Consider the following 26,135-nt stretch of genomic DNA (forward strand, 5'->3'; position numbering starts at 1 on the left):
AGCGAGGCTCAGCATCCCTCGCGGCTGTGGAAATCTCCAAAATCACCGATCAAATCCGCGACGCCGCCGGATTCGCAGTTGGTGTAAATGAGCGTCGTATAAAGCCCCGCGGACACCAGCAGGCCAGCAGCAAAGACGAGGAACAGAATCAACTTCACGAGCTTCTGGGACAAGGGAACGACTCTTCTCTGCTAGCGGTGTGCGGCACTCGTCAGCCACGAGTCTGCCACGAACGGCGGCCGTGTACCCGCAGCCTAGCTGCTGACCCCCAGCGCCTTGCCGATGGTGGAACCGTCAGCGAGAACCCCGAGCAGGCAGGAGGCAAGGTCGCGGCGCGGAATTGATCCGCCCAGCGTTCCATCGTCCCCGGTTTCCTGGGCCTTCCAGTTGCCGGACGGTTCCTTGTTCGTGAGGCCGGTCGGCCGGACGATCGTCCAGTCCAAGCCGGACGCTTTCACGGCGGACTCCTGGCCGTTGTGATCGGCCAGCGCCTTGGCAAGCACCACCCGCATGATCACCCGCAGCGGGCCGGGCAGCTGTGAGCCGGAGTCTCCGGCCCCCAGGGAAGACTGAACCACGAGCCGGCGCACGCCTTCCTTCTGCATGGCGGTTATGACGGCCCGGGTGACTGCCGTGCGCTGGCGGGCAACGCCCTTGGCGCCGCCAACGGTAACGACGACGGCGTCCGCCCCGGCCACTGCAGATGCGGCGGCTGCAGGATCAGTCGCATTGCCGGTGACGGCGCGGGCACCGGCGGGCGCGCGGCCGCTGCGCGAGAGAACCGTTACGTCATGCCCCGCTGCCAGGGCAAGGGACGCCAGCTCGGCCCCGGTGCCGCTCGAGCCGCCGATAATGGTGATCTTCACGTAATCCTCTGCTTCGTTGTGGGCGTTCCTGCCTTCGAGCATCTTATCGGGCAGGTGATCCGGGCCGGTCCGCGGACGCCCCGGCACGGGATGGCACCGAAACCTGTTGCGCCCCGAAATTCGCGCGGTGTGCAATTATCACAAGGTGTGCGATCGACGCCATATCGTCCCGGGGAGCAAGAAATGCGTTTGAACCGCCTGACCAAGCTGGCTGCTGCCTGCGCTGCAGCCGTCCTGGCCCTGGGTGCCTGTACCGCAAACGACGAGGGCAGCGAGGAGTCGGCCGGCGCCCTGCCCGTGCCGGGCGGCGAAATTTCCGTCGCGGAGGCCGGCGTCGTTGATTCCTTCAACCCGCAGACGGCAGCGGGAAACACCGACATCAACCGCAAGCTCGCTTACGCCACGCACTCGGGCTTCAACTACGTGGACAACAACCTCGAGATTGTCCCGCTGGAGCAGTTTGGCAGCTACGAGCAGGTCTCCGAAGATCCGCTGACAGTCAAGTACACGGTCAACGAGGGAGTCGCCTGGTCCGACGGCGCGCCCGTGGGTGCCGATGACATGATGCTGGCCTGGGCAGCGGCGTCGGGACGGTTCGACGACGAAGTCCTCGCCGCGGACGGAACCCCCATCTCCGGAACCCGCTATTTCGACTACGCCGGTTCCACTGAAGCGCTGGGCCTGACCGGGCTGCCCGAAATCGGCGACGACAACCGGTCCGTCACCTTCACGTATTCGCAGCCGTACGCCGACTGGGAGACAGCCTTCGGATCATTGTCCGACAGCAGCGGAATAGCGGTCCCGGCCCACATCGTGGCGCAGGGGGCCGGACTGGCCGACGAAAAGGAGCTGACGGAGCTGATCCGGGAGACTCCGGGCGGGGATCCCCTGAATCCGGCACCGGTAAACCCGGAACTCCGGGCCGTGGCCGACTACTGGAACACGGCCTTCAGCGCTCAAACGCTTCCCGAGGACCCCGCCCTCTACCTCTCCAACGGACCCTTCATCGTCTCCGCCATCGATCCCGGGGTCTCCCTCACCCTGGTCCGGAACGAGGACTACACCTGGGGCGCTGAGCCGGAACTGGACGAAATTAGTGTTCGCTTTCTGCAGGACCCCGCAGCTCAGACCGCAGCCCTGAAGGACGGAACGGTGGACATCGTTTCCCCGCAGCCCGACGGCGGCACTCTTCCGGACCTGGAAGCTCTGGAAGCCCTGGGCAACGTCAACCTGCACTGGGGCAACCAGCTGGCCTATGACCATCTGGACCTGACCTTCGACGGAGTGTTCGAGTCCGACGACGTACGCGAAGCCTTCCTGAAGACGGTTCCGCGCCAGGCCATCGTTGACGCAACCGTGCAGCGTCTGCAGCCGGGAGCGGAGCCCCTGGATTCCCAGATCTTCCTCACCGACCAGGCCGGGTACGAGGAATCCGCAGCCGAAAACGGGTCCGAAGAATTTGCCGCCGTGGACGTGGAAGGCGCCCGGGAACTGCTCGACGGCGAGGCGCCGGCCGTGCGTGTCCTGTATGACCGTGACAACGCCTACCGTGCCGAAGCCTTCCGGCTGATCCGGGACTCCGCAGCGGAGGCCGGCTTCGACGTGGTCGACGGCGGCCTGCCGGCGGGGGAGTGGGCGGCCCGGCTGGGAACCGGAACCTACGACGCGGTGATTTTCGGCTGGACTGCCAGCGGCGTGGGCGTGGCAGGTGTACCGCAGATCTTCGCCACCGGCGCCGCCTCCAACTACAACGGTTTTTCCAGTCCGGAGGCGGACGAGCTGATGGCTGATCTGGTGGCGGAAACCGACACCCGGGGCCGGGAGGAACTCCAGGCCGACATTGACCGGCTGATCTGGGAAGCGCACTACGGGCTGCCGCTGTACCAGCTGCCCGGCCTGCAGGCCTCGGCGGACACCGTTGAGGGCGTGGAATACATGCCGAACTCCACCGGCCTGTGGTGGAACGTCTGGGAATGGAGAGTGCTGCGGTAGCCGGTAGCCGGTAGCCGCGGGCCTGAGGGCGCCGAGTATGACATGGGTCACCCTGCAAACCTATAATTGCGTCGTAATGTGATGCGCGTATATCGAATCGTTACATCTTCATGTGTTTCTATGTATTTCCGCCTCTGATAAGCCGTTTTGTCCACTTTGGGGGCCTCCGGACGGGCGCGTCTGTCATTTGGGCCGTCCCGGAGTGAGTACGGTATGGGCCAAAGGCAATTGCTTTTGAATTTGTGAGTGGGCTCACTAGGTAGCCTCACTGCCGGCGCTACGCGCTCGGATCCAGAAACTAAGGAGGCGGAATGCGTTTCACACGCACTCCCAAACTACTCAGCGTTGCAGCCGTGGCCCTTCTGGCACTGACGGCCTGCGGCGGCGGCGACACCTCGAACGAGGCGGGCGCCGAAGGCGACACGAGTCGTGTCATTGTTGCGGACAACGCAGAGCCCCAGAATCCGCTGATCCCCACCAACACCAACGAGGTGGGCGGCGGCGCGGTACTGGATCTGCTCTTCGCCGGCCTGATCAGCTATGACGCTGACGGCAAGCCGCAGAACGAAATGGCCGAGTCGATTGAGACCGAGGACGCCCAGAACTACACCATCACCCTGAAGGAGGGAAAGACCTTCAGCAACGGTGAGCCCGTAACCGCGGCGACCTTCGTGGATGCCTGGAACTACGGTGCCGCTGCGAAGAACGCGCAGCTCTCGAGCTACTTCTTCGAAAGCATCCAGGGCTATGACGAAGCCAGCGCCGAAGGCTCCACCGTGGAAACCATGTCCGGCCTGAAGGTAGTGGATGACACGACCTTCACCGTCGCCCTGAAGCAGCCGGAGTCCGACTGGCAGCTGCGCCTGGGTTACAGCGCCTTCTACCCGATGCTGGCGGAAGCACTGGCAGATCCGGCTACCTACGGCGAAAACCCCGTGGGCAACGGCCCGTACAAGTTCGACGGCGAAGGCGCCTGGGAGCACAACCAGCAGATCAAGCTGGTCCCGAACGAGTCATACGAAGGCCCTCAGGAAGCCCAGAACGCGGGCGTGACGTTCAAGATCTACCAGAACGACACCACGGCCTACCAGGACCTCATTTCCGACAACCTGGACGTCCTCAAGGTCATCCCGACCTCCGACGTGAAGAACTTCAAGAACGACCTCGGCGAAGAGCGGTCCATCGAGTCCCCGTACGCCGGGAACCAGACCCTCGCCATCCCGTACTACCTCGAGAACTGGAGCGGCGAGGCCGGCAAGCTCCGCCGCCAGGCCCTGTCCATGTCCATCGACCGTGAAGAGATCACCCGCGTGATCTTCAACAACGGCCGGACCCCGGCAGCGGACTTCACCGCTCCGGTGCTGGACGGATACAAGGACGATCTTCCGGGCAGCGAAAACCTGGAGTTCAACCCGGACGAGGCCAAGAAGCTGTGGGAAGAAGCCGAGAAGCTTGCTCCCTACGATGCTTCGGAACCGCTGACGATCGCGTACAACGCTGACAAGGGCGATCACAAGACCTGGGTCGAAGCTGTGGTCAACAATGTCAAGAACAACCTCGGCATTGAGATCACGGGCAAGCCCTACGCCACCTTCAAGGAAGCCCGCACCGAGGCTACCGACGGCGTCCTGACCGGCGCCATCCGCTCGGGCTGGCAGGCGGATTACCCGTCGCTGTACAACTTCCTCGGCCCGATCTACGCCACGGGAGCCGGCTCCAACGACGCTCGTTACGAGAACCCCGAGTTCGATGAACTGCTCAGCACGGGCCTCGCGGCAACCTCCGTCGAAGAAGGCAACGAGGTCATGAACGAAGCACAGGAGATGCTTCTGGAAGACCTGCCCGCCATTCCGCTGTGGTACCAGGTCGCCCAGGGCGGCTGGAGCACCAATGTAGACAACGTTGAATTCGGCTGGAACGGCGTGCCGCTGTACCACGCCATCACCGGCAAGTAATTCCGACAGCCCAAGGGCCCGGCTGCGGTTGCAGCCGGGCCCTTGGGCCGTTCCAAAGTAAAGGTGCTCTTTAGAATGAGTTTCACCAACCCCCCTCAGCGGGCATGCCCCGCGCGGCAGGGAGACATCTGATGACCGGATATGTCCTCAGGCGCTTCCTCCAGTTAATCCCCGTGTTCCTCGGCGCAACGCTGCTCCTGTATTTCCTGGTCTTCAGCCTTCCCGGCGACGCCACTGCCGCCATCTGCGGCGAAAAGGGCTGCACGCCCGCCGTCGAAGCCTCGCTGCGCGCCCAGTACAACCTGGACCAGCCCTTCTTTATGCAGTACCTGCTGTATCTGAAGGGTGTGCTGACCTTCGATCTCGGAACCAACTTCGCCGGCCGCGAAATCGCGACCATCATTGGTGAGGTTTTCCCGACCACCGCCAAGCTGGCCGTGATGGCCCTGGTCTTCGAAGCTGTCTTCGGCATTGTCTTCGGCCTGTTCGCCGGACTGCGCAAGGGCAAGTTCTTCGACTCGACGGTCCTGGTAGTTTCCCTCGTGGTCATCTCCGTCCCGATCTTCGTGCTCGGTTTCCTCATGCAGTTCGTCTTTGGCGTCAAACTCGCCTGGACCAATCCAACGGTCAGCGGCGCCGCAGGCTTCACCGAACTGCTGCTGCCCGCGATCGTGCTGGGCCTGGTGTCCTTCGCCTATGTGCTGCGCCTGACCCGCACCAGCGTTATTGAAAACGCCAACGCCGACTATGTGCGCACGGCAACGGCCAAGGGGCTCAGCCGCCCCCGCGTCGTGACAGTGCACATTCTGCGAAACTCCATGATTCCGGTCGCCACCTTCCTGGGTGCGGATCTTGGCGCCCTGATGGGCGGCGCGATCGTGACCGAAGGAATCTTCAACGTCAACGGCGTCGGCAACACCCTGTACCGCGCCGTGCTCAACGGTGAAGGTCCGGTTGTCGTCTCGATCGTCACCGTGCTCATCCTGATTTTTTGCCTCGCCAACCTGTTGGTAGACCTGCTGTACGCGTGGCTGGACCCGAGGATTCGATATGCCTGAGAATGACCAAACCATGACCCCCGCTAGCCGCGGCAAAGTCTCCCCCTATCCCATTGAGCACTTCGTGGCGGACCTGGACGAAACGCCGGTGGCCGCCGTGGACAGTGCAACCAGCGACGGCGCTCCCCGCAGTCTCTGGAGCGAAGCCTGGCGCAGCCTGCGCAAGCAGCCGCTGTTCATTATCAGTTCCCTTCTTCTGCTCATTGTGGTTGTGGTGGCCCTGTTCCCGGGCATGTTCACCAGTCAGCAGCCCAATGACAACTGCCTGCTTGCCAACTCCGACGGCGGCCCCGCCCCGGGCCACCCGCTCGGCTTCACGCTGCAGGGCTGCGACATCCTGGCCCGCGTCGTCTACGGCACCCGGTCCTCGCTGCTCGTCGGCCTGATGGCCACCCTCGGCGTCGTCGTCATCGGCGGCATCATTGGTGCCCTGGCCGGTTTCTTCGGCGGCTGGATCGATGCCATCCTGGCCCGCCTGGGTGACATCTTCTTTGCACTGCCGCTGATCCTCGGCGCAATCGTCGTCGTCCAGCTCCCGTTCTTCCGCGAAAACCGCAACGTGTGGACGATGGTGCTGATCCTCGTGGCGTTTGGCTGGCCGCAGGTCGCCCGCATTACCCGCGGCGCCGTCCTCGAAGTCCGCAACGCGGACTTCGTCACCGCTGCACGCTCCCTGGGCGTTTCCCGCATGTCGGCACTGATCAAGCACGTCATCCCGAATGCCGTGGCACCCGTCATCGTGATCGCCACCATCTCGCTCGGCACGTTCATCGTGGCCGAATCCACGCTGTCCTTCCTGGGCATTGGTCTGCCGCCGGACGTCATGTCCTGGGGCAACGACATTTTCTCCGCGAAGCCTTCCCTGCGCTCCAACCCGACGGCGATCTTCTGGCCGGGCCTCGCGCTGTCGCTGACCGTACTGTCCTTCATCATGCTTGGTGATGCCCTGCGGGATGCGCTCGACCCGAAGTCGCGCAAGCGATGACTAAGGATGTGACCATGTCCACGACCCCCAAGGCGGACACCGCTGCCTCGGCACAGGCCCGGGACGGGCAGCCCAAACCGCTGCTTGAACTCCGGGATCTTGCCATTACCTTCAAGACCAATAACGGAGACGTCCCGGCCGTCCGGAATGCGCACCTGACGATCATGCCCGGCGAAACCGTGGCCATCGTGGGGGAGTCCGGCTCCGGCAAGTCGACGACTGCCCTGGCCGCCATCGGCCTGCTGCCCGGAAACGGTGCAGTCACCGGCGGAAGCATCATCTTTGACGGCGAAGACATCACCCACGCCAATGAAAAGCGCATTGTTGAACTGCGCGGCTCCTCCATCGGCATGGTTCCCCAGGACCCGATGTCCAACCTGAACCCGGTGTGGAAGATCGGTTTTCAGGTCAAGGAAACACTGCGGGCGAACGGGCTGCCGCACGATGCCAAGGACGTTGCCCAGGTCCTGTCCGAGGCCGGGCTGCCGGACGCCGCGGCGCGGGCCAACCAGTACCCGCACGAGTTCTCCGGCGGGATGCGCCAGCGGGCCCTGATCGCCATCGGTCTGTCCTGCCGGCCGCGCCTGCTCATCGCCGACGAGCCGACGTCGGCCCTGGACGTGACCGTGCAGCGCCAGATCCTGGACCACCTGGACCGGATGACCGATGAACTCGGCACCGCCGTCCTGCTGATTACGCACGACCTCGGCCTCGCCGCCGAGCGTGCGCACAAGGTAGTGGTGATGTACAAGGGCCAGGTAGTGGAGTCCGGGCCTGCCCTGGAAATCCTGCGGAACCCGCAGCATCCGTATACACGCAAGCTCGTGGAGTCCGCGCCGTCGCTGGCCTCGCGCCGGATCGAAACAGCGAGGACCCTCGGCGTGGAAAACGACGAGGTCCTCGCCACCGGCCCCGAAACCGCGCGCACCGACAACGTCATTGAGGTCAAGCACCTGAGCAAGGTGTTCAACCTGCGCGGGGCCCTGGGCAAGTCGACGGAGTTCACCGCCGTCGACGACGTGTCCTTCTCCATTCCGCGCGGCACCACCACCGCCGTCGTGGGCGAATCGGGCTCCGGCAAGTCCACGGTGGCCCGCATGGTCCTGGGACTGGAAACAGCCACTAAGGGCGACATCCTGTTCGACGGTGTGGACATCACCACGCTGAACCGGCGGAAGATGTTCGATTTCCGCCGCCGTGTCCAGCCCATCTTCCAGGACCCCTACGGCTCGCTGGACCCGATGTACAACATCTACCGGACGATCGAGGAGCCCCTGCGGGTCCACGGCATCGGCGATGCCAAGAGCCGGGAGAAAAAGGTCCGCGCACTGCTGGAGCAGGTCTCCCTGCCGGCGTCGATGATGCGGCGCTACCCGAACGAGCTCTCCGGCGGCCAGCGCCAGCGCGTGGCGATTGCCCGGGCGCTTGCCCTGGATCCGGAAGTGGTGATCTGCGACGAGGCCGTTTCGGCCCTGGATGTCCTGGTCCAGGCGCAGATCCTGAACCTCCTGGCCGACCTGCAGTCCGAACTGGGCCTGAGCTACCTCTTCATTACGCATGACCTCGCGGTGGTGCGGCAGATCGCCGACCGGGTCTGCGTGATGCAGAAGGGCAAGATCGTGGAGACCGGAACCACTGATGATGTGTTCGGGAACCCGCAGCAGGACTACACGCGGGCCCTGCTGGCAGCCATTCCCGGCGCCGGATTGATGCTTCCGCCCGAAGTGGCGTAGCGTTCCGGTTACCGTTAGCAGTGCTTTCGGAAGGCAGGCAGTCCGCGCGGCTGCCTGCCTTCCGCTGTGCCGGCGCCGGTTTGCCGGGTCATCGGCGATGTCCCGGAGCACCTGCCTGCCGCGGCCCAAGTTCGTCCATTAGGGAACTTATGATCTTCGGATTAGAATGGTAGCGTGCCCGCTGACGGCGGCGCCTTCGGTACATTCTTACGGAGCATACGTGTAGAGCGGGATTCGTACAGAACGGCCGGATTGACCCGGGAATACTAGCCGGGCTACCGTGCACCACCTTCGAACTTATCTCCTATGAATTGAGTCCTCACGCATGTCAGAAACCAACACGGCTGTAAATACCGCAGTACGAAGCGATCTCCGCAACGTTGCGATTGTGGCCCACGTTGACCACGGTAAGACGACCCTCGTCGACGCCATGCTGAAGCAGACGAACTCGTTTGCCGCCCACGGAAACGTGGAAGAACGCGTGATGGACTCCGGTGACCTGGAGCGCGAAAAGGGCATCACCATCCTGGCCAAGAACACCACGGTGTTCTACAACGGCCCGGCTGCCAAGGGCGAAACGATCACCATCAACGTCATCGACACCCCCGGCCACGCGGACTTCGGCGGCGAGGTTGAGCGCGGTCTGTCCATGGTTGACGGCGTTGTCCTCCTCGTTGACGCTTCCGAGGGCCCGCTGCCGCAGACCCGCTTCGTGCTGCGCAAGGCGCTGGCCGCCAAGCTGCCCGTCATCCTGCTGGTCAACAAGACCGACCGCCCCGACTCCCGCATCGACGAGGTTGTCAGCGAAGCCATGGACCTGCTCCTGGGCCTGGCCTCCGACCTCGCGGACGAAGTTCCGGACCTCGATCTGGACCTCGTCCTGAACGTTCCGGTCGTTTACGCAGCAGCTCGGGTCGGTGCAGCTTCACTGGAGCAGCCGGCAGACGGCTCCGCTCCGGCCAATGACAACCTGGAGCCGCTGTTCCAGACAATCATCGAGCACATCCCGGCGCCGACCTACAACCCGGACGGCGTCCTGCAGGCCCACGTGACCAACCTGGACGCCTCGCCGTTCCTGGGCCGCCTGGCCCTGCTGCGCATCTTCAACGGCACCCTGCACAAGGGCCAGACCGTTGCCTGGGCACGTGCCGACGGCACCCTGAAGTCCGTCAAGATCACCGAGCTGCTGGCCACCAAGGCCCTGGATCGCGTTCCGACCGATTCCGCCGGCCCCGGTGAAATCGTTGCTGTTGCCGGTATCGAGGACATCACCATCGGTGAAACCCTCACCGACATCGACAACCCGATGCCGCTGCCGCTGATCACGGTCGACGATCCGGCCATCTCCATGACCATCGGTATCAACACCTCGCCGCTGGCCGGCCGGGTCAAGGGCGCGAAGGTTACCGCCCGCCAGGTCAAGGACCGCCTTGACAAGGAACTGATCGGTAACGTTTCGCTGAAGGTTCTGCCGACCGAGCGTCCGGATGCCTGGGAAGTCCAGGGCCGCGGCGAGCTCGCGCTGGCCATCCTCGTGGAGCAGATGCGCCGCGAAGGCTTCGAACTGACCGTGGGCAAGCCCCAGGTTGTTACCAAGCAGATCGACGGCAAGAAGTGCGAGCCGATGGAGCACATGACCATCGACGTACCCGAGGAATACCTCGGCGCCGTGACGCAGCTGATGGCTGTCCGCAAGGGCCGCATGGTCAACATGGCCAACCACGGCACCGGCTGGGTCCGCATGGAATTCATCGTTCCGGCCCGAGGCCTGATCGGTTTCCGCACCAAGTTCCTCACGGAAACCCACGGCGCCGGCATCTCCTCCTCCATCGCCGAGGGCTACGAGCCCTGGGTTGGTCCGATCGAGTACCGCACCAACGGCTCGCTGATCGCTGACCGCTCCGGCGTCGTCACTCCGTTCGCGATGATCAAGCTGCAGGAACGCGGCTCCTTCTTCGTGGAGCCCACCTCCGAGGTGTACGAGGGCATGATCGTCGGCGAGAACTCCCGCGCCGATGACATGGACGTGAACATCACGAAGGAAAAGCAGCTCACCAATATGCGTGCCGCTTCCTCGGACACCTTCGAGAACCTGACCCCGCCGCGCAAGCTGACTCTGGAAGAGTCCCTCGAATTCGCCCGCGAAGACGAGTGCGTGGAAGTAACCCCGGAGTCTATCCGCATCCGCAAGCTGGTCCTGAACGCTTCGGAGCGTGCCAAGGTAACCCGCGCACGCGCCAAGGGCTAACAGCATTTCGGAAGCATTGAGCCCCGTCCGCCGGGCCCCGCTTTGGCGGGGCCCGGCGGCGGCCGTGCTGGGGGGAGTGCTGGCCGCCGTGCTGGGGACCGGGCTTCATGCCCAGGTTCTCTACGCGGGGGACACCGCCGTACCGCTGGGTGCGGCCGGCGCGCTGGTCCTCAGCTGCGCTGTTGCCGTGTTCGCCGGAGTATGGGCGCGTTCGGCACTGTGGACTGCGGCGGCCGGGCTTGTCACGTACGTGATCCTGGGCCTGTTCACGCTCGATCTCTGGGACACCCCGCTGATCATCACCGGAACCGTGCTCGAGGTGCAGCCCGGCATCGTCCTGGCCGGCCGCATCTGGCTGTTCGGGCAGGCGCTGGTGACCATCATTGCGCTGTTCCTGACCTCGCGGGTGCTCGCCAAGGCCCGCCGCACAGACGCAGAACGTGCTGCCGGCCGGCAGTTGCCTGAGCCTCCCCTGGCGGGCCGGGCCTAAAAAGCCGACCGCTGGTCAAAACCCCGCTTCCGGATTACCGGCAGCGGGGTTTTTTCTTGGCCCCAAAGAGCCGCTGCGCACCCGTTCCCATCCTTTGTGCACTGCCGGGGCGGAAGGTGTCCCTCCAGCCCCACCAGCCACAAAGGGTGGGAACCAGTGCAGCGGGCGGCACTCCAGGAGTCAGGTGACGTGGGGCGCGGTCAGCGGAGCCGGGTGGCCTCAGCGCCGCGGCGCGCGCGGAGCCGGCGGCGGAGGTACTTCTTTGGCCGCCGTCACCAGGTGGTAGGGAACCGTGACGTTTCCGCGGCGGCCGGCAACCGTGACCTCCGCGTCCGCTGCCTCGACCAGATAGCCCAGCACATCGGTGAACCCCTCCCCGAGACGGTAGCGGACCACCACGCGGGCACCGGCGGGCAGGGCATGGAGGACGGCTGCTGGAGGGGGAACGTTCACCGTTACATGGTACGCGGGCAACCTCCGACTGGGAGATAATGGATCAGGCTACTAACGTGGAACCAACACTTCGTGGATTTTCCCCGTCCGGGACGGTCCGCAGATCAGGAAGGCAAGGGATCGTGACGTACGTAATTGCGCAGCCATGCGTAGATGTAAAAGACAAGGCATGCATTGAGGAATGCCCGGTGGACTGCATCTATGAAGGTGAACGCTCCCTCTACATTCACCCCGACGAGTGCGTCGACTGCGGTGCCTGTGAACCGGTCTGCCCCGTTGAAGCGATCTACTACGAGGACGACACCCCCGAAGAATGGGCCGAGTACTACAAGGCCAACGTTGAATTCTTTGACGACCTGGGTTCACCGGGCGGTGCGGCAAAGATCGGCAATACGCACAAGGACCACCCGATCATCGCCGTCCTTCCCCCGCAGAACCAAGAGGCATGAGTTCCGCCCCTTCGCGCACCTTCGGGCTGGACCTGCCGGAGTATCCGTGGGAAGCCATGGCTCCCTACGCCAAGCTGGCTGCGGAGCACCCGGACGGTGCCGTCAACCTCTCCATCGGCACTCCCGTGGACCCGACGCCCGCCGTTGTCCGGGAGGCCCTGAGCGCGGCTGCTGACGCGCCCGGCTATCCCACCACGCACGGCACACCGGCTCTCCGGCAGGCCATCAGCGGCTGGTACGCCCGGCGCCGCAATGTCCCGGGACTGGATCCGGAGGACATCATGCCCAGCGTGGGTTCCAAGGAACTGGTGGCGTGGCTGCCGCTGCTGCTGGGGCTGGGGGAGGGCGACGTCGTCGTCCGCCCCACCGTTGCCTACCCCACCTATGACATGGGTGCCCTGCTGGCCGGCGCCACCCCCGTGGCCGCCGACAGTCTTGAAGAGCTTGACGACGACGTCCGTGCCCGCGTGCGGCTGGTCTGGGTCAACTCCCCGGGAAACCCGACCGGCATTGTGCGCTCCGCAGACTCGCTGCGCTCCCTCGTGGACTCCGCGCAGAGAATCGGAGCCGTGGTCGCCTCGGACGAATGCTATGCCGAACTGGGATGGGGCGACTGGGATCCCGACCGCGGCGGCCGGCCCGTGCCGAGCATCCTGGACCCTGTGGTCAGCGGCGGCAGCAATGACCTGCTGCTGTCGGTGTACTCGCTGAGCAAGCAGTCCAACATGGCCGGCTACCGTGCCGCGTTTGTCGCCGGTGACGGGGCGATCATCGCCAACCTCGTCAACAGCCGCAAACATGCCGGAATGATCGTTCCGGCGCCGGTGCAGGCCGCAATGATCGCCGCCCTCTCCGACGACGCCCACGTGGCGGCGCAGAAGGAGAAGTACCGTGCGCGCCGGGAGCTGCTGGTTCCCGCTCTGGAAGCCTTCGGGCTGACCATCCACCACTCCGAGGCAGGGCTCTATCTCTGGGCCACAGCCGGCGAGGACACCTGGCAGACCGTGGAACGGCTGGCGAAGCTGGGTATTGTCTCCGGCCCCGGCGTCATTTACGGAAATGAAGGTGCGGGCTTTGTCCGCATTGCGCTCACCGGCTCCGATGAACGGGTCGCGGCCGCGGCACGGCGGCTGACTGCCGCCGCCGGATAAGCGGGGACGGCCTGCGGGGGGAGCCCGTGCTTATAACGCCGGACGCGGAGGAGCGACATGTTTCGCTTCCACAACAACCCGGCCGCCGATTAGTCGTAAAGGGCGCCCAAAGGGTAGCGTTTTGCGTAAATAGATTTAGCGGAATTGACACTATGGGCGCCCCCCACACCACGCGACGCCCGTAGCTCTGGTTTCTTCAAACTCCTGAAGGAGACTTAATGACTGAGCGTCCCAGTGCACAGCTGCACTATGGGGAAAACACCGAAGACCGGCTCGAGCTCCCCCGCGTTGCAGCGGCGGAGGGCAACGACGGCTTTGACGTCTCCAAGCTGCTGAAGCAGACCGGAACCGTCACGTTTGACCCCGGCTTTATGAATACCGCGGCTACCAAGTCCGCCATTACTTACATTGACGGCGACGCCGGCATCCTGCGGTACCGCGGTTATCCGATTGAGCAGCTCGCCAAGCACTCCAGCTTCCTGGAGACTTCGTATCTGCTGATCTACGGAAACCTCCCGACCCCCACGGAGCTGGAAGCCTTTGACCAGCGGATCCGCCGCCACACGCTGCTGCATGAAGACCTCAAGGGCTTCTTCGGCGGTTTCCCCCGGGACGCACACCCGATGCCGGTGCTGTCCTCCGCAGTCAGCGCGCTCTCGACGTTCTACCAGGATTCCCTGGACCCGTTTGATGAAGAGCAGGTGGAGCTCTCCACCGTCCGTCTGATGGCAAAGCTGCCGGTGATCGCCGCTTACGCGCACAAGAAGTCCATCGGCCAGCCCATGCTGTACCCGGACAACTCCATGAACCTCGTGGAGAACTTCATGCGCCTGAGCTTCGGCTTCCCGGCGGAACCGTATGAAATTGATCCCGACCTGGTCAAGGCGCTGGACCTGCTGCTGATCCTGCATGCAGACCACGAGCAGAACTGCTCCACCTCGACGGTGCGCCTGGTCGGCTCCTCGAACGCGAACATGTTCGCTTCCGTGTCCGCCGGCATCAGCGCCCTCTTCGGCCCGCTGCACGGCGGGGCCAACGAGGCCGTGCTGAACATGCTCCGGGACATCAAGTCCACGGGCATGGCGCCGGAAACCTTCATGGAGAAGGTCAAGAACAAGGAAGACGGCGTGAAGCTCATGGGCTTCGGGCACCGCGTCTACAAGAACTACGATCCGCGCGCCAAGATCGTCAAGGCCACCGCCCACGACATCCTGGCAAAGCTCGGCGGCAACGACGAGCTGCTGGACATCGCCATGCGCCTGGAAGAGAAGGCCCTCGCCGATGATTACTTCATCGAGCGCAAGCTGTACCCGAACGTGGACTTCTACACCGGCCTGATCTACAAGGCCATGGGCTTCCCGGAAAAGATGTTCACCGTCCTCTTCGCCATTGGACGCCTGCCGGGCTGGATTGCCCAGTGGCGCGAAATGATGCAGGACCCGCAGACGAAGATTGGCCGCCCGCGCCAGCTCTACACGGGCGCCCCGGAGCGGAACTACCCGGCCCGCTAGGTCCAGGCCAAGCTCAACGGCATAAAAGGAAGGCCCCCGGAATCCCATCGGATTCCGGGGGCCTTCTTCGCGTCCGTCAGGATCAGGTGCGTCAGGATCCGGCGTAGCCCTGCGGGTTGTTCTTCTGCCAGCGCCAGTGGTCTTCACACATGGCGTCCAGCGACCGCGTGGCGGACCAGCCAAGCTCTGCCAGCGCTGCTGACGGATCAGCGTAGCTGACGGCGGCGTCGCCGGGCCGGCGGTCGGTGGTTTCGTACGGGATCTCCTTGCCGGCGGCCCTGGAGAAGGCAGCCAGCACCTGCAGCACCGAGGAGCCGTTGCCGGTGCCGAGGTTCCAGCGGTGCACGCCGGACTTGGCGGTGATGTATTCCAGGGCGGCCAGGTGCCCTGCAGCGAGGTCCACGACATGGATGTAGTCGCGCACGCCGGTGCCGTCGGGGGTGGGGTAGTCGTCGCCGAAGACCATGACCTTTTCGCGGCGGCCAACGGCCACCTGGGCCACAAACGGCAGCAGGTTGTTCGGCACGCCGGTGGGATCTTCGCCGATCCGGCCGGATTCGTGGGCGCCGGCGGGGTTGAAGTAGCGCAGCAGCGCAATGTTCCAGCGCTCGTCGGCAGCGCCCAGATCGGCCAGGATGTCTTCGATCTGTTCCTTGGTGCGGCCGTAGGGGTTCACGGCGTCCATCGGCGTTTTTTCCGTAAGGGGAACCTCTTCGGAGGCTCCGTACACGGTGGCCGAGGAACTGAAGACGAGGGTGCGGACATCATGCTTGTCCATCATGCGCAGCAGGTTCAGGGTGCCGCCCACATTGTTGTGGTAATAGTACAGCGGCTTGGCCACGGATTCCCCGACGGCCTTCAGACCGGCAAAGTGAATGACGGCGTCGATCGCATGGTCGGTGAAGACAGCGTCAACGGCCGGCTCGTCCAGCAGGTCCGCGCGGACGAATTCGGCGCGGCGCCCGGCCAGGTCCTGGACCCGGTTCAGGGATTCTTCGCTTGAGTTGGCCAGGTTGTCGAGCACGACGACGTCGTGGCCTGCTTCCAGCAGGGCCAGCGTGGTGTGGGAACCGATGTATCCCGTGCCTCCGGTAACAAGTATTCGCATGACTTCAGACTAGTGGATGCGGCACGGGCACCGGATCAGGATTGCTCCGCTGCCCGGAAAACCGTCAGCACCACCGCGCCGCCGGCCGCCGGCGCCGGGTCCCAGGTCCCCGTGGCCCGCGTCCACCGGCGTTCGTCAAAGGCCACGGAATCAAGGGAAAGCGCGTCGGCGGAGGCCACGGCCCACTCCGCCACCGACCAGCCGTAGCTGCCGGTGCCCGCCACGGTAATGCGCGAGCCCTCGACCGTGGCTTCCACCGGGCCGTAGACCGCGGTCAGCGCGGCCAGGACAGCCTCCGGGCTGCCCGAGGCCGACGGCGGATCGAGCGTGCATGTCATGGCGGCGGGGGAGTGCCCGGTCAGGGCGGACGCAAACGCCTTGGCCTCGTCCTCGTGGTCCGCATACGCATCGGGGAAGGCGCTGCGCTGGACCGTTTGGGCGGCCACGGTCAGGGGAAGGTCCGCGTAGTTCGGGACTTTTTCCAGAGCATCGTAAAAGGCATTGGCCGCGTACACCCGGTCCATGACCTGTTCCTCGCTGCCCCAGCCCTGGGACGGGCGCTGCTGGAATAAGCCGCGGGAGTCCGGGCCGGCGTCGTCCCCGTAATCGAGGTTCCGCAGCCCGGACTCCTGGATGGCGGTCGCCACGGCAATGGAAGCGGCCCGCGCCGGCATGCCCCGGCGCACCGAAATACCGGCGATGAGGGCTGCCGTCTCCGCCCGTGCCGGCGTCAGGTGGTACTCGGCGCCGTCGGCCGTCGCAGTGCACGACGGCGGGGCGGCCGTCTCTTTGCCCGGCTCACGGAGTGCCGAGACGGCGTAGACGGTGACGGCGACCAGGAAGAGCACCACCAGCAGCAGCACCGGAAGGAATCCGCTGCTGCGCCGGGCGGCGGGACCTGTGGCAGGCATGGGCGGAGCGCCGCTGCCCTAGTTGGCGTGCAGGGCGGCGTTGAGCTCCACGGATGCTCCGCTGCGGGCCAGGGCTTCCACGCTGCCGGTGACCGAGTTGCGGCGGAACAGCAGGTTGGGAACTCCGGAGAGTTCCACCGCCTTGACGATCTGTGGTTCCTCGCCCGGAACCAGCACCGAGACCCGTGTGCCGGCGGTGATGTAGAGGCCGGCTTCCACGACTGATTCGTTGCCGATGCTGATCCCCACGCCGGAGTTGGCGCCCAGAAGGACACGCTCGCCCAGGGTGATCTTCTCGCGGCCGCCGCCGGAGAGGGTGCCCATGATGGAGGCGCCGCCGCCCACGTCGGTTCCGTTGCCCACCACTACGCCGGCTGAAATGCGGCCTTCCACCATGGAAACGCCCAGCGTGCCGGCGTTGAAGTTCACAAAGCCCTCATGCATGACCGTGGTTCCCTCGGCCAGGTGTGCGCCCAGGCGGACCCGGCCGGCGTCGGCGATCCGGACACCGGAGGGGACGACATAATCCGTCATGCGCGGGAACTTGTCCACGCCGAAAACGGTCACCGGGCCGCGGGCACGCAGCCGCAGGCGGACGGACTCGAAGCCTTCGACGGCGCACGGGCCGAAGTTGGTCCACACCACGTTGGGCAGCTGCCCGAAGATTCCGTCAACGTTCAGGGTGTTCGGGGCGGCCAGACGGGCGGAGAGCAGGTGCAGGCGCAGGTAGGCGTCGGCGGTGGAGGCGGGTGCCGCGTCGAGATCGATCTCGGTGCGCAGGACTTCGCCGCGGGTGCCGCGCTCGGCGTCGGTCATCGAGGCGGCTGCTGCTGAGAGTTCGGCCTCGAGGGCATCGGCCGGGGCGTCGTCAGCGGAAGGAAGGGCTGCGAGCACGGGCTGCGGGTACCAGACATCCAGGACGGTGCCGTCGCTGGTGATGGTGGCCAGGCCCAGGCCGGAGGCAATGCGGGCGGTCGGGGAGGAGGTGCTTGAAGTCATGCCTTCCAGTCTACCGACGGCTCATGCGGGCGGCCGGTGCGGCGCAACCCGGCAGGGCCGTCCAGCCGCTCTCGGTAGGGTGGAGACATGACTGACACGCCATCCCGGACCCTGGACCTGACCCGCGACGTTGCCCTGCTGACCGCCGACCTCATGGACATCGAGAGTGTCTCCGGCAATGAAAAGAATGTGGCCGACGCCGTGGAGGCGGCGCTTCGTGAGCTTCCGCACCTGGAGGTGGTGCGCGACGGCGACTCCATTATTGCGCGCACGTCCCTGGGGCGCGGGGAACGGGTCCTGCTGGCCGGACATCTGGACACCGTGCCGCTGCCGACGGTGGAAGGCTCCCGCGGAACAGTGCCGTCGTCCTGGGACGGCGATGTGCTGTACGGGCGGGGAGCCACCGACATGAAGGGCGGCGTAGCGGTGCAGCTGGCACTGGCTGCGGAACTCACGGCACCGAACCGGGACGTGACCTACGTTTTTTACGACCATGAGGAAGTCGAAGCCTCGCTGAGCGGGCTGGGCCGGCTGCAGCGCAGCTATCCGGACTGGCTGGCCGCCGACTTCGCGGTCCTCCTGGAACCGACCAACGGCACCGTGGAGGGCGGCTGCAACGGCACCATGCGTTTCCACGCCTCCACCACGGGCAAAGCCGCACATTCCGCCCGCGCCTGGATGGGGGAGAATGCCATCCACGCGGCGGCGGAGATCCTGACCCGGCTGCGGGACCACGAGCCGGCCACGGTGGCGGTGGAAGGCCTGGACTACCGGGAGTCGCTGAACGCGGTTAAGATCTGGGGCGGAACCGCGGGAAACGTCATCCCGGATGCAGCCACCGTGGAGATCAACTACCGGTTTGCTCCGGACAAGAGCATCGAAGAAGCAGAGGCCTATGTGCGGAACCTGCTCGCCGGGTTCGACCTGGTCCGCACTGACGCGGCATCGGGCGCCCGGCCCGGCCTGGACCGGCCGGCCGCAGCCAGCTTTGTGGCCGCCGTCGGTGCCGAACCCAAACCCAAGTACGGCTGGACCGACGTCGCCCGCTTCAGCGAGATGGGAATCCCCGCCGTGAACTTCGGGCCGGGGGACGCCCTGCTGGCGCACACGGACAACGAGCACGTGCATGCCGGCGCCGTGCGGGCCTGCCTGGCGGCGCTGCGCAGCTGGCTCAGCTAGCGCAGTTGGTTCAGCTGGCTCAGCTAGCTCAAGGCGGCAGCAAAAAAGGGGAGGCCGGCCGGCCTCCCCTTTTTTACTGCCGCGGACGGTTCGCCCGCTGGAGCAGAAGCTACTTGACCGGCGCTTCCACGCCTTCAGGGTCGATGGCATCTTCGCGCTGCAGCAGCTTGCCGGCGCGTGCGCCGAGCAGGCGGGAGAGCCGCTGCGCGGTGAAGGTCAGCAGCATGTTGATCAGAATGAAGATGGCTGCGGCCACCAGCAGGGACGGCAGCATGTTGCCGGCTCCGGCACCGAAGCGCTGCGCGTTGGCCAGCAGGTCGGTGTAGCCGATGATGTAGCCCAGTGCCGAGTCCTTGAGGATCACGACAAACTGGCCGAGCAGCGCCGGCAGCATAGCCACGAGGGCCTGCGGAATCTCGATGCTGCGCAGCGACTGGGCCGGAGTCAGCCCGATGGCCAGTCCTGCTTCGCGCTGGCCCTTGGGCAGCCCGAAGACGCCCGAGCGTACCAGTTCGGCGATCACTGATCCGTTGTAGAGGGTCAGCGCCACCACAACCGCCCAGAACGGAGCACTGGATGCTTCCATCGGGGTGGACTTGGCGAAGAACTGGTACAGGAAGATCATCATCAGCAGCACCGGGACGGCGCGGAAGAACTCCACCACGACGTCGCATACCCAGCGCAGCGGGGCCAGCCCGGAGAGCCGGCCGAAGCCGAAGAGCAGGCCAAAGGCGATGGAGGTGACGACGGCGACGCCGGCGGCCTTCAGGGTTGCAAGCAGGCCGGGCAGCAGCGTGAAGCGCCAGGTACTCCATTCCAGGAACGGCGTCCATTTAGCGGCTTCGAACTGGTCCTTTTCGGCCAGCCCGTTGACGGCTACCGCGAGGATGCCCAGGACCAAGAGTGCGCCGAGGATGTTGAAGACCAGGATCCGGCGCTTCGCCCGGGGCCCGGGAACGTCGAACAGGACAGCTTGGGTGCTCATCGGGCCACCGCCAGTTTCTTCGAGGCCCAGGTGGTGAGCAGGCCGATGGGGATCACGATGACAACAAAGCCAATGGCAAAGGTCAGGAAGATCTGGGTCATAACGTCCGGCCGGAACTCAATCATGGTTTTCATGAGGCCGGAGGCCTCGGCCACACTCGCAGCGGCAGCCACGGTGGTGTTTTTCACCAGGGCGATCAGCACGTTGCCCAGCGGTGCGACGGCGCCCCGGAAGGCCTGCGGCAGAATGATCAGCCAGGCGGCGGGCAGGAAGGACAGGCCGATGGACCGGGCCGCCTCGGCCTGGCCGAGCGGAACGGTGTTCACGCCGGACCTGATCGCCTCGCAGACAAAGGCTGCGTGATAGATGCTCAGGGACAGGACCGCCAGCAGGAAGAAGTTGAGGTCAAAGTCCTTGACGAAGTTCACCTGGAGCTGGCCCCACAGGCCCAGCACCGAGAACACCATGATGATGGTCAGCGGGGTGTTGCGGAAGATATTGACGTAGGCAGTGCCGAACCAGCGCAGGCTGGCGATCGGCGAGATCCGCATGACGGCGAGGATGGTGCCGAGCACCAGGGATGCGAGGGCCGCCCAGAACGCCAGCTGGATGTTGACCCAGAACGCGGCGACGACGTCGTAATCCTCGAAGAGGGCGAAGAAACCACCCATGATGTACCTCTTCTGTGAGAGAAAGAAACCGGTGCATGCGAAGGGAACAATGTCCTTCGCATGCACCGAGGTTTACGCCGGCGGGTCACCGCCGGTTGATGTGCCTATGCGCAGGCTGCAGGCTCCGGCGGGTTCAGCTCATCGTTGTAGGTGTAGTCGGCACCCTCGGTGTTGGCCTTGATGGCCTCTTCCCAGGAACCGTCTTCGACCATGGTGCGGATGGCCGTGTTGATGGCTTCACACTGGTCGCTGTCCTTGGAGATGCCCACACCGTACTGCTCTTCGGTGAACGGGTTGCCGACCACCTTGAACTTGCCGGAGTTGGCATCGGTGGAGGCGAGGCCGGCGAGGATGATGTCGTCGGTGGTGACGGCGTCAACCTGGCCGCCCTGCATGGCGGTGACGCAGTTGGCGTAGCCGCCCTGCTCCAGCAGGTTCACGTCGGACGCGAGGGTGTCCTTGATCTTCTGTGCGGAAGTGGAACCGGTGACCGAGCACAGCGTCTTGCCGTTGAGGTCCTCGGGGCCGTTGATGTCGCTGTTGTCGGCGTTGACCAGCAGGTCCTGGCCGGCAATGAAGTACGGTCCGGCGAAGCCCACGCGCTCCTTGCGGGCGTCAGTGATGGAGTAGGTAGCGAAGATCATGTCCACTTCGCCGTTTTCCAGCACGTTTTCGCGCTGTGCGGAGGGGGTTTCCACCCACTTGATCTGATCTTCGGTGTAGCCCAGGTCCTCTGCCACGTACTTGGCGACGTCGACGTCGAAGCCCGTGTACTCGTTGCCTTCCTTGAAACCCAGTCCCGGCTGGTCGAACTTAATGCCGATCCGGATGGTGTCGCCGGAACCGGAGCCGGTCTCGCCGCTGCCGGCTTCGGTGCCGGAGTCGCCTCCGCAGGCGGACATGGTCAGTGCTGCGGCAGCGGCGAATGCCACTGCTGCGTAGCGGGTCTTGCGCATGATTTCTCCTTGTTTAGCGGCCTAACCGGACGGGTTGGCCTTGCTTCAAGGGGTTGCCCCCAACGTGTGAATCTGTGCTTGTCTATCGGTGAATCTGTATATCGGTAAGTGCTGACCGGCCCGGCTAGTGGGCGAGGATCTTGCCCAGGAAGTCCTTGGCCCGGCTGCTCTTGGGATTGGTGAAGAATTCCTCCGGCGTGGCCTCTTCGACGATCTGTCCGTCGGCCATGAACACCACGCGGTCGGCGGCTTTGCGGGCAAATCCCATCTCGTGGGTCACCACGATCATGGTCATGCCCTCCTTGGCCAGACCGACCATGGTGTCCAGGACTTCGTTGATCATCTCGGGGTCCAGCGCCGAGGTGGGTTCGTCGAACAGCATGACCTTGGGTTTCATGGCCAGCGCCCGGGCAATCGCCACGCGCTGCTGCTGGCCGCCGGAGAGCTGGGCGGGAAGCTTGTTCGCCTGGTTGGCCACTCCCACCCGTTCCAGCAGGTCCATCGAGAGCTTCTTCGCTTCGGCGGACTTCATGCCTTTGACCTTGACCGGGCCCAGCGACACGTTGTCGAGGATGGTCTTGTGGGCAAAGAGATTGAAGGACTGGAAAACCATGCCGACGTCGGCGCGCAGCTTGGCAAGGGCCTTGCCCTCGGCAGGCAGGACTTTTCCGTCAACGGCGATTTCGCCGTCGTCGATGGTCTCCAGCCGGTTGATGGCACGGCAGAGCGTGGACTTTCCGGAACCTGACGGTCCGATCACCACGACCACTTCGCCGCGGGCTACGTCGAGGTTGATGTTCTGCAGGACGTGCAGGTCCCCAAAGTGCTTGTTGACGTTCTTGAGCGAGACAAGAGGAGCAGCAGAATCAGGCAATGCAGAATCAGGCGTAGCGCCTTCGGATGTGTCACGGGTCATAAGAAGAAGATAGCCAATGATTGTGTCCGCAATGTGTCATAGTCCACAATTTCTCCGCAATCGTGACGCAAGAGCAACCAAACACGGCCCGCGGCCGGCGTGAGACCGCTGCCACACATGTGCTTACCCTTGAAGCATGGAACTCAGCGACAACACGTCCCGTCCCCGTATCGGCACTCCCCGGAAGCGGGGACCCGTTGAACTGCGCCGGGCGCAGGCTGCTGCACCGCAGTCGGACCGCTACCTGCTGGACGGCAGCGACCAGACGCATTTCACGCATACCGATCCCTGGCGCGTGCTGCGCATCCAGAGCGAGTTCGTGGAGGGCTTCGGCACTTTGTCCGAGCTCGGTCCTGCAGTCAGCGTGTTCGGCTCCGCCCGCAGCCTCCCCGGCTCGCCTTATTACAAACTCGGTGAAGAAGTGGGGCGGCTGCTCGCGGAGGAAGGGCTGGCGGTCATCACCGGCGGCGGACCGGGCTCCATGGAGGCCGCAAACCGGGGTGCGGTTGAAGCTGAGGGTTTGTCGGTGGGCCTGGGCATTGAGCTCCCGTTTGAAACCGGGCTGAATGACTGGGTGGACCTGGGCATCAACTTCCGGTACTTCTTCGTCCGCAAGACCATGTTCGTCAAGTACGCCCAGGGATTCATCGTCCTTCCGGGAGGCTTCGGCACCATGGATGAACTCTTCGAAGCCATGACCCTGGTGCAGACCCAAAAGGTCACGTCCTTCCCGATCGTCCTCATCGGCACCGAATTCTGGAGCCCGCTCATGGACTGGGTCCGGGGAACCCTGCTGGGTGAGGGCATGATCTCGGCCAAAGACCTCGACCTGATCCACGTGGTGGATGATCCGGCGGAGGCTGTACGGCTGATGATCACCGACAGCGCCGGGCACGTCTCCCCGTAGCGGCCCGGGGCAGCCGCCTCATCTGGCACGATGGTTCTGTGACAACAATCCTGGTCTTCCTGGCAGTCTTTGCCGCAGGAGCCGTTGCCCTCCTTGCCACAGGGCTTCCGCTGCACCGCAAATCCGCAGCCGGACCCGGCGCTCCGGGGACGGGCGGCGACCCCGGGCTGGCCGAACCGGATCCCAGGCTGCCCCCGGTCCTGCTGCCCGAGAAGGTGCAGGCGTCCGATATCGGCCGGCTGCGGTTCTCCGTGGCACTGCGGGGCTATCGCATGGACCAGGTTGACGAGGTCCTGTCCCGGCTGGCGGCTGCGCTCGCCGAGCGGGATGCAGCTCTGGACGCCCTGCGGAAGCCTCAGCGCAGCTCCGGTCCGGAAGAAGCGGAAAAACCGGGCGGGCCCGAAGAGCCGGAAGTGCGTCCTTGAGTACTGCAGCCGGCACCGACGGACTGCTGCGCTGCCCCTGGGCCGTCAGCAGCCCCGACTACCAGCGGTACCACGACGAGGAATGGGGCCGTCCGGTGACCGGGGAAGATGCCCTTTTTGAACGGTTGAGCCTGGAAGCCTTCCAATCGGGCCTGAGCTGGATCACGATCCTGCGCAAACGTCCTGCCTTCCGGGCAGCCTTCGCCGGTTTCGATCCGGCCGTCGTCGCCGGCTATACCGACGCTGACCGTGAACGGCTGATGGCCGACGCCGGAATTGTGCGGAACCGCGCGAAGATCGACGCCGTCATCTCCAATGCCCGGGCACTGCTGCAGCTGCCCGTAGGCGAGAGCCTGGAAAAGCTGCTTCAGGAGCACCGCCCGGACCCGTCGCGTCCGGCACCGCGAACCCTTGCGGATGTTCCCGCGGTAACCGCCGAATCCACCGCACTGGCCAAGGCGTTGAAACAGCGGGGATTCCGCTTTGTAGGGCCCACCACGGCCTATGCCATGCTGCAGGCCACCGGTTTCGTCAACGATCATTTGGAAAGCTGCTGGGTGCGCCATGGAGGGTAGGGCTGCCCCGGACAATGACCAGCAGCGGGCGTCAGGGCCCAACCGCGTCCTGGCCGGCGCAGCCGCTGCGGCGGCCGGGGCCTTTGGCCGCTGGCCCTGGTACGCGAAGGTCCTCGCAGTCTGGGCCCTTGCCCGCCTGTTCTCCTTCGGCCTGTTCCTGGCTGTGGCCGCCCGGCAGGAGCTGAACCCCTGGGGGTGGGAGGGCACGCCGTCGTACCTGCAGTTCATCGGAGCCTGGGACAGCGAATGGTACGGAAAGATCTTCAGCGGCGGTTACCCCGCCGAAATACCGCGGGACGCAACCGGGCGGGCGCTCGAGAATGAATGGGCGTTCTACGCACTTTTTCCGGGACTGGTGCGGGCGCTCGCGGCCGTAACGGGACTGGGATGGGAAGTCCTGGGGCCGGTGGTTGCCACGGCCGCCGGTTTCGGTGCGGCTCTGATGGTGTACCGGCTCTTTGCAATGAAGGCTTCGGCCGGAACCGCACTCTGGGGCGTTGTGTTCGTGGCGGTCAATCCGGTATCGCCGATCCTGCAGGTGCCCTATGCGGAGTCACTGAACCTGCTGCTGCTCGCCGCGGCCCTGTACCTGCTGGTGCAGCGCCGTTATCTGGCCGCGGTGCCGGTGGTGCTGGTGATGTGCCTGTCCCGCCCGGTGGGGGTGGCCTTCGCGCTGATGATGCTGGTGCTCTTTATCCGCCGCTGGATCCGGCGCCGGACCGAACCGTTTTCCCTGGCCGACACCTGGCGGATGATCGTGCTGGGCCTGGCCTCCGGCGTCGGCGCCCTCGCGTGGCCCGCGCTCGCCTGGGCCGTCACCGGGGATCTGCGTGCCTACACGGACACGGAGACTGCCTGGCGCGGTGATCACCTGCTGCTGTTCAAGCCCTGGTTCGACGAGGCGGAGCGGCTGTTCGGCCCGGTTCTCGGTCCGGCAGCGCTTCTGCTCCTGGTGCTCCTGACTGCCCTGTACCTGAATTCCGGCTCCGTGCGCCGGCTGGGCGTTGAGCTGCAGGTATGGTGCGCGGCGTACCTGATGTACCTGTTTGCCTTCCTGAACCCGCTGACCAGCACGTTTCGGCTGCTGCTGCCGCTGTTTCCGCTGGGCCTGGCGCTGGCGTTTCTGAGCACCTCCCGTGCCTACCGCTGGACGGTGGCCGCGGGGTTCCTGGTTCTCCAGATTGTCTGGGTGGCGTGGCTGTGGAGATGGACACCGCTTCCCGGCGGAGGGGATTATCCACCCTGATCCTGTGGCGGGGAACACACGAAATTTCGTTTGCGTCACCTTTGTGCGGAATAATGAAGGACAATTGCCGCCGGAGCTGGTTTGAGGCCGTGCGACAGAGGGTTACATGTGACTGGGGGATTGCCCGCAGTGCACTGTGAAAGGGGAACTGGAACATGGCTGCAATGAAACCGCGCACTGGGGACGGACCAATGGAGGTCACCAAGGAAGGGCGGAGCCTCATCCTGCGAGTGCCGATCGACGGCGGCGGCCGTCTCGTTGTTGAGCTGAACGCAGAGGAAGCCGGCAAGCTGAAAGACTGCCTGCTGGGCGCCACGAGCTAGGAACGCAAACAGATGCAGCGACCTCCCAGAGGATCCTCCAGGG

At 64.9% G+C, this 26,135-nt stretch carries 26 protein-coding genes; 16 read left to right on the forward strand and 10 right to left on the reverse strand.

The window, feature by feature from the left end:
* Positions 1–8: 8 nt before the first annotated feature.
* Positions 9–173 (reverse strand): hypothetical protein, encoded by a 165-nt coding sequence (locus WKB88_RS05120; RefSeq protein ID WP_341393459.1) that lies wholly within the window; start codon positions 171–173, stop codon positions 9–11.
* Between the two features lie 81 nt (positions 174–254).
* Positions 255–866, reverse strand: coding sequence for an NAD(P)-dependent oxidoreductase (locus WKB88_RS05125; RefSeq protein WP_341393460.1), 612 nt, complete (start codon positions 864–866; stop codon positions 255–257).
* 183 nt (positions 867–1,049) lie between these two features.
* Between WKB88_RS05125 and WKB88_RS05130 the strand changes: the two genes are divergently transcribed.
* The 7 genes from WKB88_RS05130 to WKB88_RS05160 all read left to right on the forward strand — a co-directional run bounded on the left by WKB88_RS05130 (position 1,050) and on the right by WKB88_RS05160 (position 11,327).
* The gene (locus tag WKB88_RS05130) at positions 1,050–2,858 is read left to right on the forward strand and encodes an ABC transporter family substrate-binding protein (RefSeq protein WP_341393461.1); all 1,809 of its coding nucleotides are present in this window, start codon (positions 1,050–1,052) and stop codon (positions 2,856–2,858) included.
* A gap of 311 nt (positions 2,859–3,169) precedes the next feature.
* Entirely contained in the window at positions 3,170–4,813 is a 1,644-nt protein-coding gene (locus WKB88_RS05135; protein WP_341393462.1) for a peptide ABC transporter substrate-binding protein, read from the forward strand.
* 131 nt (positions 4,814–4,944) lie between these two features.
* On the forward strand, positions 4,945–5,871 hold the full coding sequence (locus WKB88_RS05140; protein WP_341393463.1) for an ABC transporter permease: 927 nt from the start codon (positions 4,945–4,947) through the stop codon (positions 5,869–5,871).
* 13 nt (positions 5,872–5,884) lie between these two features.
* The gene (locus tag WKB88_RS05145) at positions 5,885–6,856 is read left to right on the forward strand and encodes an ABC transporter permease (protein ID WP_341393742.1); all 972 of its coding nucleotides are present in this window, start codon (positions 5,885–5,887) and stop codon (positions 6,854–6,856) included.
* Positions 6,857–6,870: 14 nt separating this feature from the next.
* Positions 6,871–8,589, forward strand: a complete 1,719-nt coding sequence (locus WKB88_RS05150) for an ABC transporter ATP-binding protein (protein WP_341393464.1) — start codon at positions 6,871–6,873, stop codon at positions 8,587–8,589.
* 325 nt (positions 8,590–8,914) lie between these two features.
* Entirely contained in the window at positions 8,915–10,837 is a 1,923-nt protein-coding gene (typA, locus tag WKB88_RS05155; RefSeq protein WP_341393465.1) for a translational GTPase TypA, read from the forward strand.
* A 64-nt stretch (positions 10,838–10,901) separates the two neighbouring features.
* Entirely contained in the window at positions 10,902–11,327 is a 426-nt protein-coding gene (locus WKB88_RS05160) for a hypothetical protein (protein ID WP_341393466.1), read from the forward strand.
* A 219-nt stretch (positions 11,328–11,546) separates the two neighbouring features.
* Here WKB88_RS05160 and WKB88_RS05165 read toward each other — a convergent pair whose 3' ends face one another.
* Complete coding sequence (locus WKB88_RS05165; RefSeq protein ID WP_341393467.1) at positions 11,547–11,780, reverse strand: putative acetyltransferase; 234 nt, start codon at positions 11,778–11,780, stop codon at positions 11,547–11,549.
* Positions 11,781–11,902: 122 nt separating this feature from the next.
* Between WKB88_RS05165 and fdxA the strand changes: the two genes are divergently transcribed.
* The 3 genes from fdxA (at position 11,903) to WKB88_RS05180 (ending at position 14,891) form a co-directional block, all read left to right on the forward strand.
* Positions 11,903–12,229: a ferredoxin gene (gene fdxA / locus WKB88_RS05170; protein ID WP_229964965.1), complete on the forward strand. Its 327-nt coding sequence runs from the start codon at positions 11,903–11,905 to the stop codon at positions 12,227–12,229.
* Entirely contained in the window at positions 12,226–13,380 is a 1,155-nt protein-coding gene (gene dapC, locus WKB88_RS05175) for a succinyldiaminopimelate transaminase (RefSeq protein WP_341393468.1), read from the forward strand. Before fdxA ends, dapC begins: the two co-directional genes overlap by 4 nt.
* Positions 13,381–13,598: 218 nt before the next feature.
* The gene (locus WKB88_RS05180) at positions 13,599–14,891 is read left to right on the forward strand and encodes a citrate synthase (protein WP_341393469.1); all 1,293 of its coding nucleotides are present in this window, start codon (positions 13,599–13,601) and stop codon (positions 14,889–14,891) included.
* Between the two features lie 91 nt (positions 14,892–14,982).
* Here WKB88_RS05180 and galE read toward each other — a convergent pair whose 3' ends face one another.
* From galE to dapD, 3 genes are read right to left on the reverse strand one after another with little or no spacing between them, the layout of a single operon-like run.
* Positions 14,983–15,999, reverse strand: a complete 1,017-nt coding sequence (gene galE, locus WKB88_RS05185) for a UDP-glucose 4-epimerase GalE (RefSeq protein ID WP_341393470.1) — start codon at positions 15,997–15,999, stop codon at positions 14,983–14,985.
* Positions 16,000–16,034: 35 nt separating this feature from the next.
* A complete protein-coding gene (locus tag WKB88_RS05190; protein ID WP_341393471.1) occupies positions 16,035–16,910 on the reverse strand; it encodes a hypothetical protein in 876 nt (291 codons plus the stop codon).
* Between the two features lie 18 nt (positions 16,911–16,928).
* Positions 16,929–17,909 (reverse strand): 2,3,4,5-tetrahydropyridine-2,6-dicarboxylate N-succinyltransferase, encoded by a 981-nt coding sequence (gene dapD / locus WKB88_RS05195; protein WP_341393472.1) that lies wholly within the window; start codon positions 17,907–17,909, stop codon positions 16,929–16,931.
* 87 nt (positions 17,910–17,996) lie between these two features.
* On the opposite strand from dapD, the gene dapE reads away from it, so the two are divergent.
* Positions 17,997–19,088 (forward strand): succinyl-diaminopimelate desuccinylase, encoded by a 1,092-nt coding sequence (gene dapE / locus WKB88_RS05200; protein ID WP_341393473.1) that lies wholly within the window; start codon positions 17,997–17,999, stop codon positions 19,086–19,088.
* Positions 19,089–19,197: 109 nt separating this feature from the next.
* Here dapE and WKB88_RS05205 read toward each other — a convergent pair whose 3' ends face one another.
* The 4 genes from WKB88_RS05205 to WKB88_RS05220 form a co-directional block, all read right to left on the reverse strand.
* Positions 19,198–20,073: an amino acid ABC transporter permease gene (locus tag WKB88_RS05205; RefSeq protein WP_341393474.1), complete on the reverse strand. Its 876-nt coding sequence runs from the start codon at positions 20,071–20,073 to the stop codon at positions 19,198–19,200.
* Positions 20,070–20,744 carry an amino acid ABC transporter permease gene (locus tag WKB88_RS05210; protein WP_341393475.1) on the reverse strand — a complete coding sequence of 225 codons (675 nt, stop codon included), beginning with the start codon at positions 20,742–20,744 and terminating at the stop codon, positions 20,070–20,072. Before WKB88_RS05210 ends, WKB88_RS05205 begins: the two co-directional genes overlap by 4 nt.
* 104 nt (positions 20,745–20,848) lie before the next feature.
* Positions 20,849–21,700 carry a glutamate ABC transporter substrate-binding protein gene (locus tag WKB88_RS05215; protein ID WP_341393476.1) on the reverse strand — a complete coding sequence of 284 codons (852 nt, stop codon included), beginning with the start codon at positions 21,698–21,700 and terminating at the stop codon, positions 20,849–20,851.
* A 124-nt stretch (positions 21,701–21,824) separates the two neighbouring features.
* Positions 21,825–22,616: an amino acid ABC transporter ATP-binding protein gene (locus tag WKB88_RS05220; RefSeq protein WP_341393477.1), complete on the reverse strand. Its 792-nt coding sequence runs from the start codon at positions 22,614–22,616 to the stop codon at positions 21,825–21,827.
* A 136-nt stretch (positions 22,617–22,752) separates the two neighbouring features.
* On the opposite strand from WKB88_RS05220, the gene WKB88_RS05225 reads away from it, so the two are divergent.
* From WKB88_RS05225 to WKB88_RS05245, 5 genes are all read left to right on the forward strand, one after another.
* Positions 22,753–23,523, forward strand: coding sequence for an LOG family protein (locus WKB88_RS05225; RefSeq protein ID WP_341393478.1), 771 nt, complete (start codon positions 22,753–22,755; stop codon positions 23,521–23,523).
* A gap of 38 nt (positions 23,524–23,561) precedes the next feature.
* Entirely contained in the window at positions 23,562–23,948 is a 387-nt protein-coding gene (locus WKB88_RS05230; RefSeq protein WP_341393479.1) for a DivIVA domain-containing protein, read from the forward strand.
* Positions 23,945–24,523 carry a DNA-3-methyladenine glycosylase I gene (locus tag WKB88_RS05235; protein ID WP_341393480.1) on the forward strand — a complete coding sequence of 193 codons (579 nt, stop codon included), beginning with the start codon at positions 23,945–23,947 and terminating at the stop codon, positions 24,521–24,523. The genes WKB88_RS05230 and WKB88_RS05235 overlap by 4 nt, the downstream gene beginning before the upstream one ends.
* Positions 24,513–25,769, forward strand: a complete 1,257-nt coding sequence (locus WKB88_RS05240) for a hypothetical protein (protein ID WP_341393481.1) — start codon at positions 24,513–24,515, stop codon at positions 25,767–25,769. The genes WKB88_RS05235 and WKB88_RS05240 overlap by 11 nt, the downstream gene beginning before the upstream one ends.
* Positions 25,770–25,924: 155 nt before the next feature.
* Positions 25,925–26,092, forward strand: coding sequence for a DUF3117 domain-containing protein (locus WKB88_RS05245; RefSeq protein ID WP_152219550.1), 168 nt, complete (start codon positions 25,925–25,927; stop codon positions 26,090–26,092).
* Positions 26,093–26,135 lie beyond the last annotated feature (43 nt).

It is taken from the genome of Arthrobacter sp. G119Y2, from assembly GCF_038069765.1.
GTDB lineage: Bacteria > Actinomycetota > Actinomycetes > Actinomycetales > Micrococcaceae > Arthrobacter_B.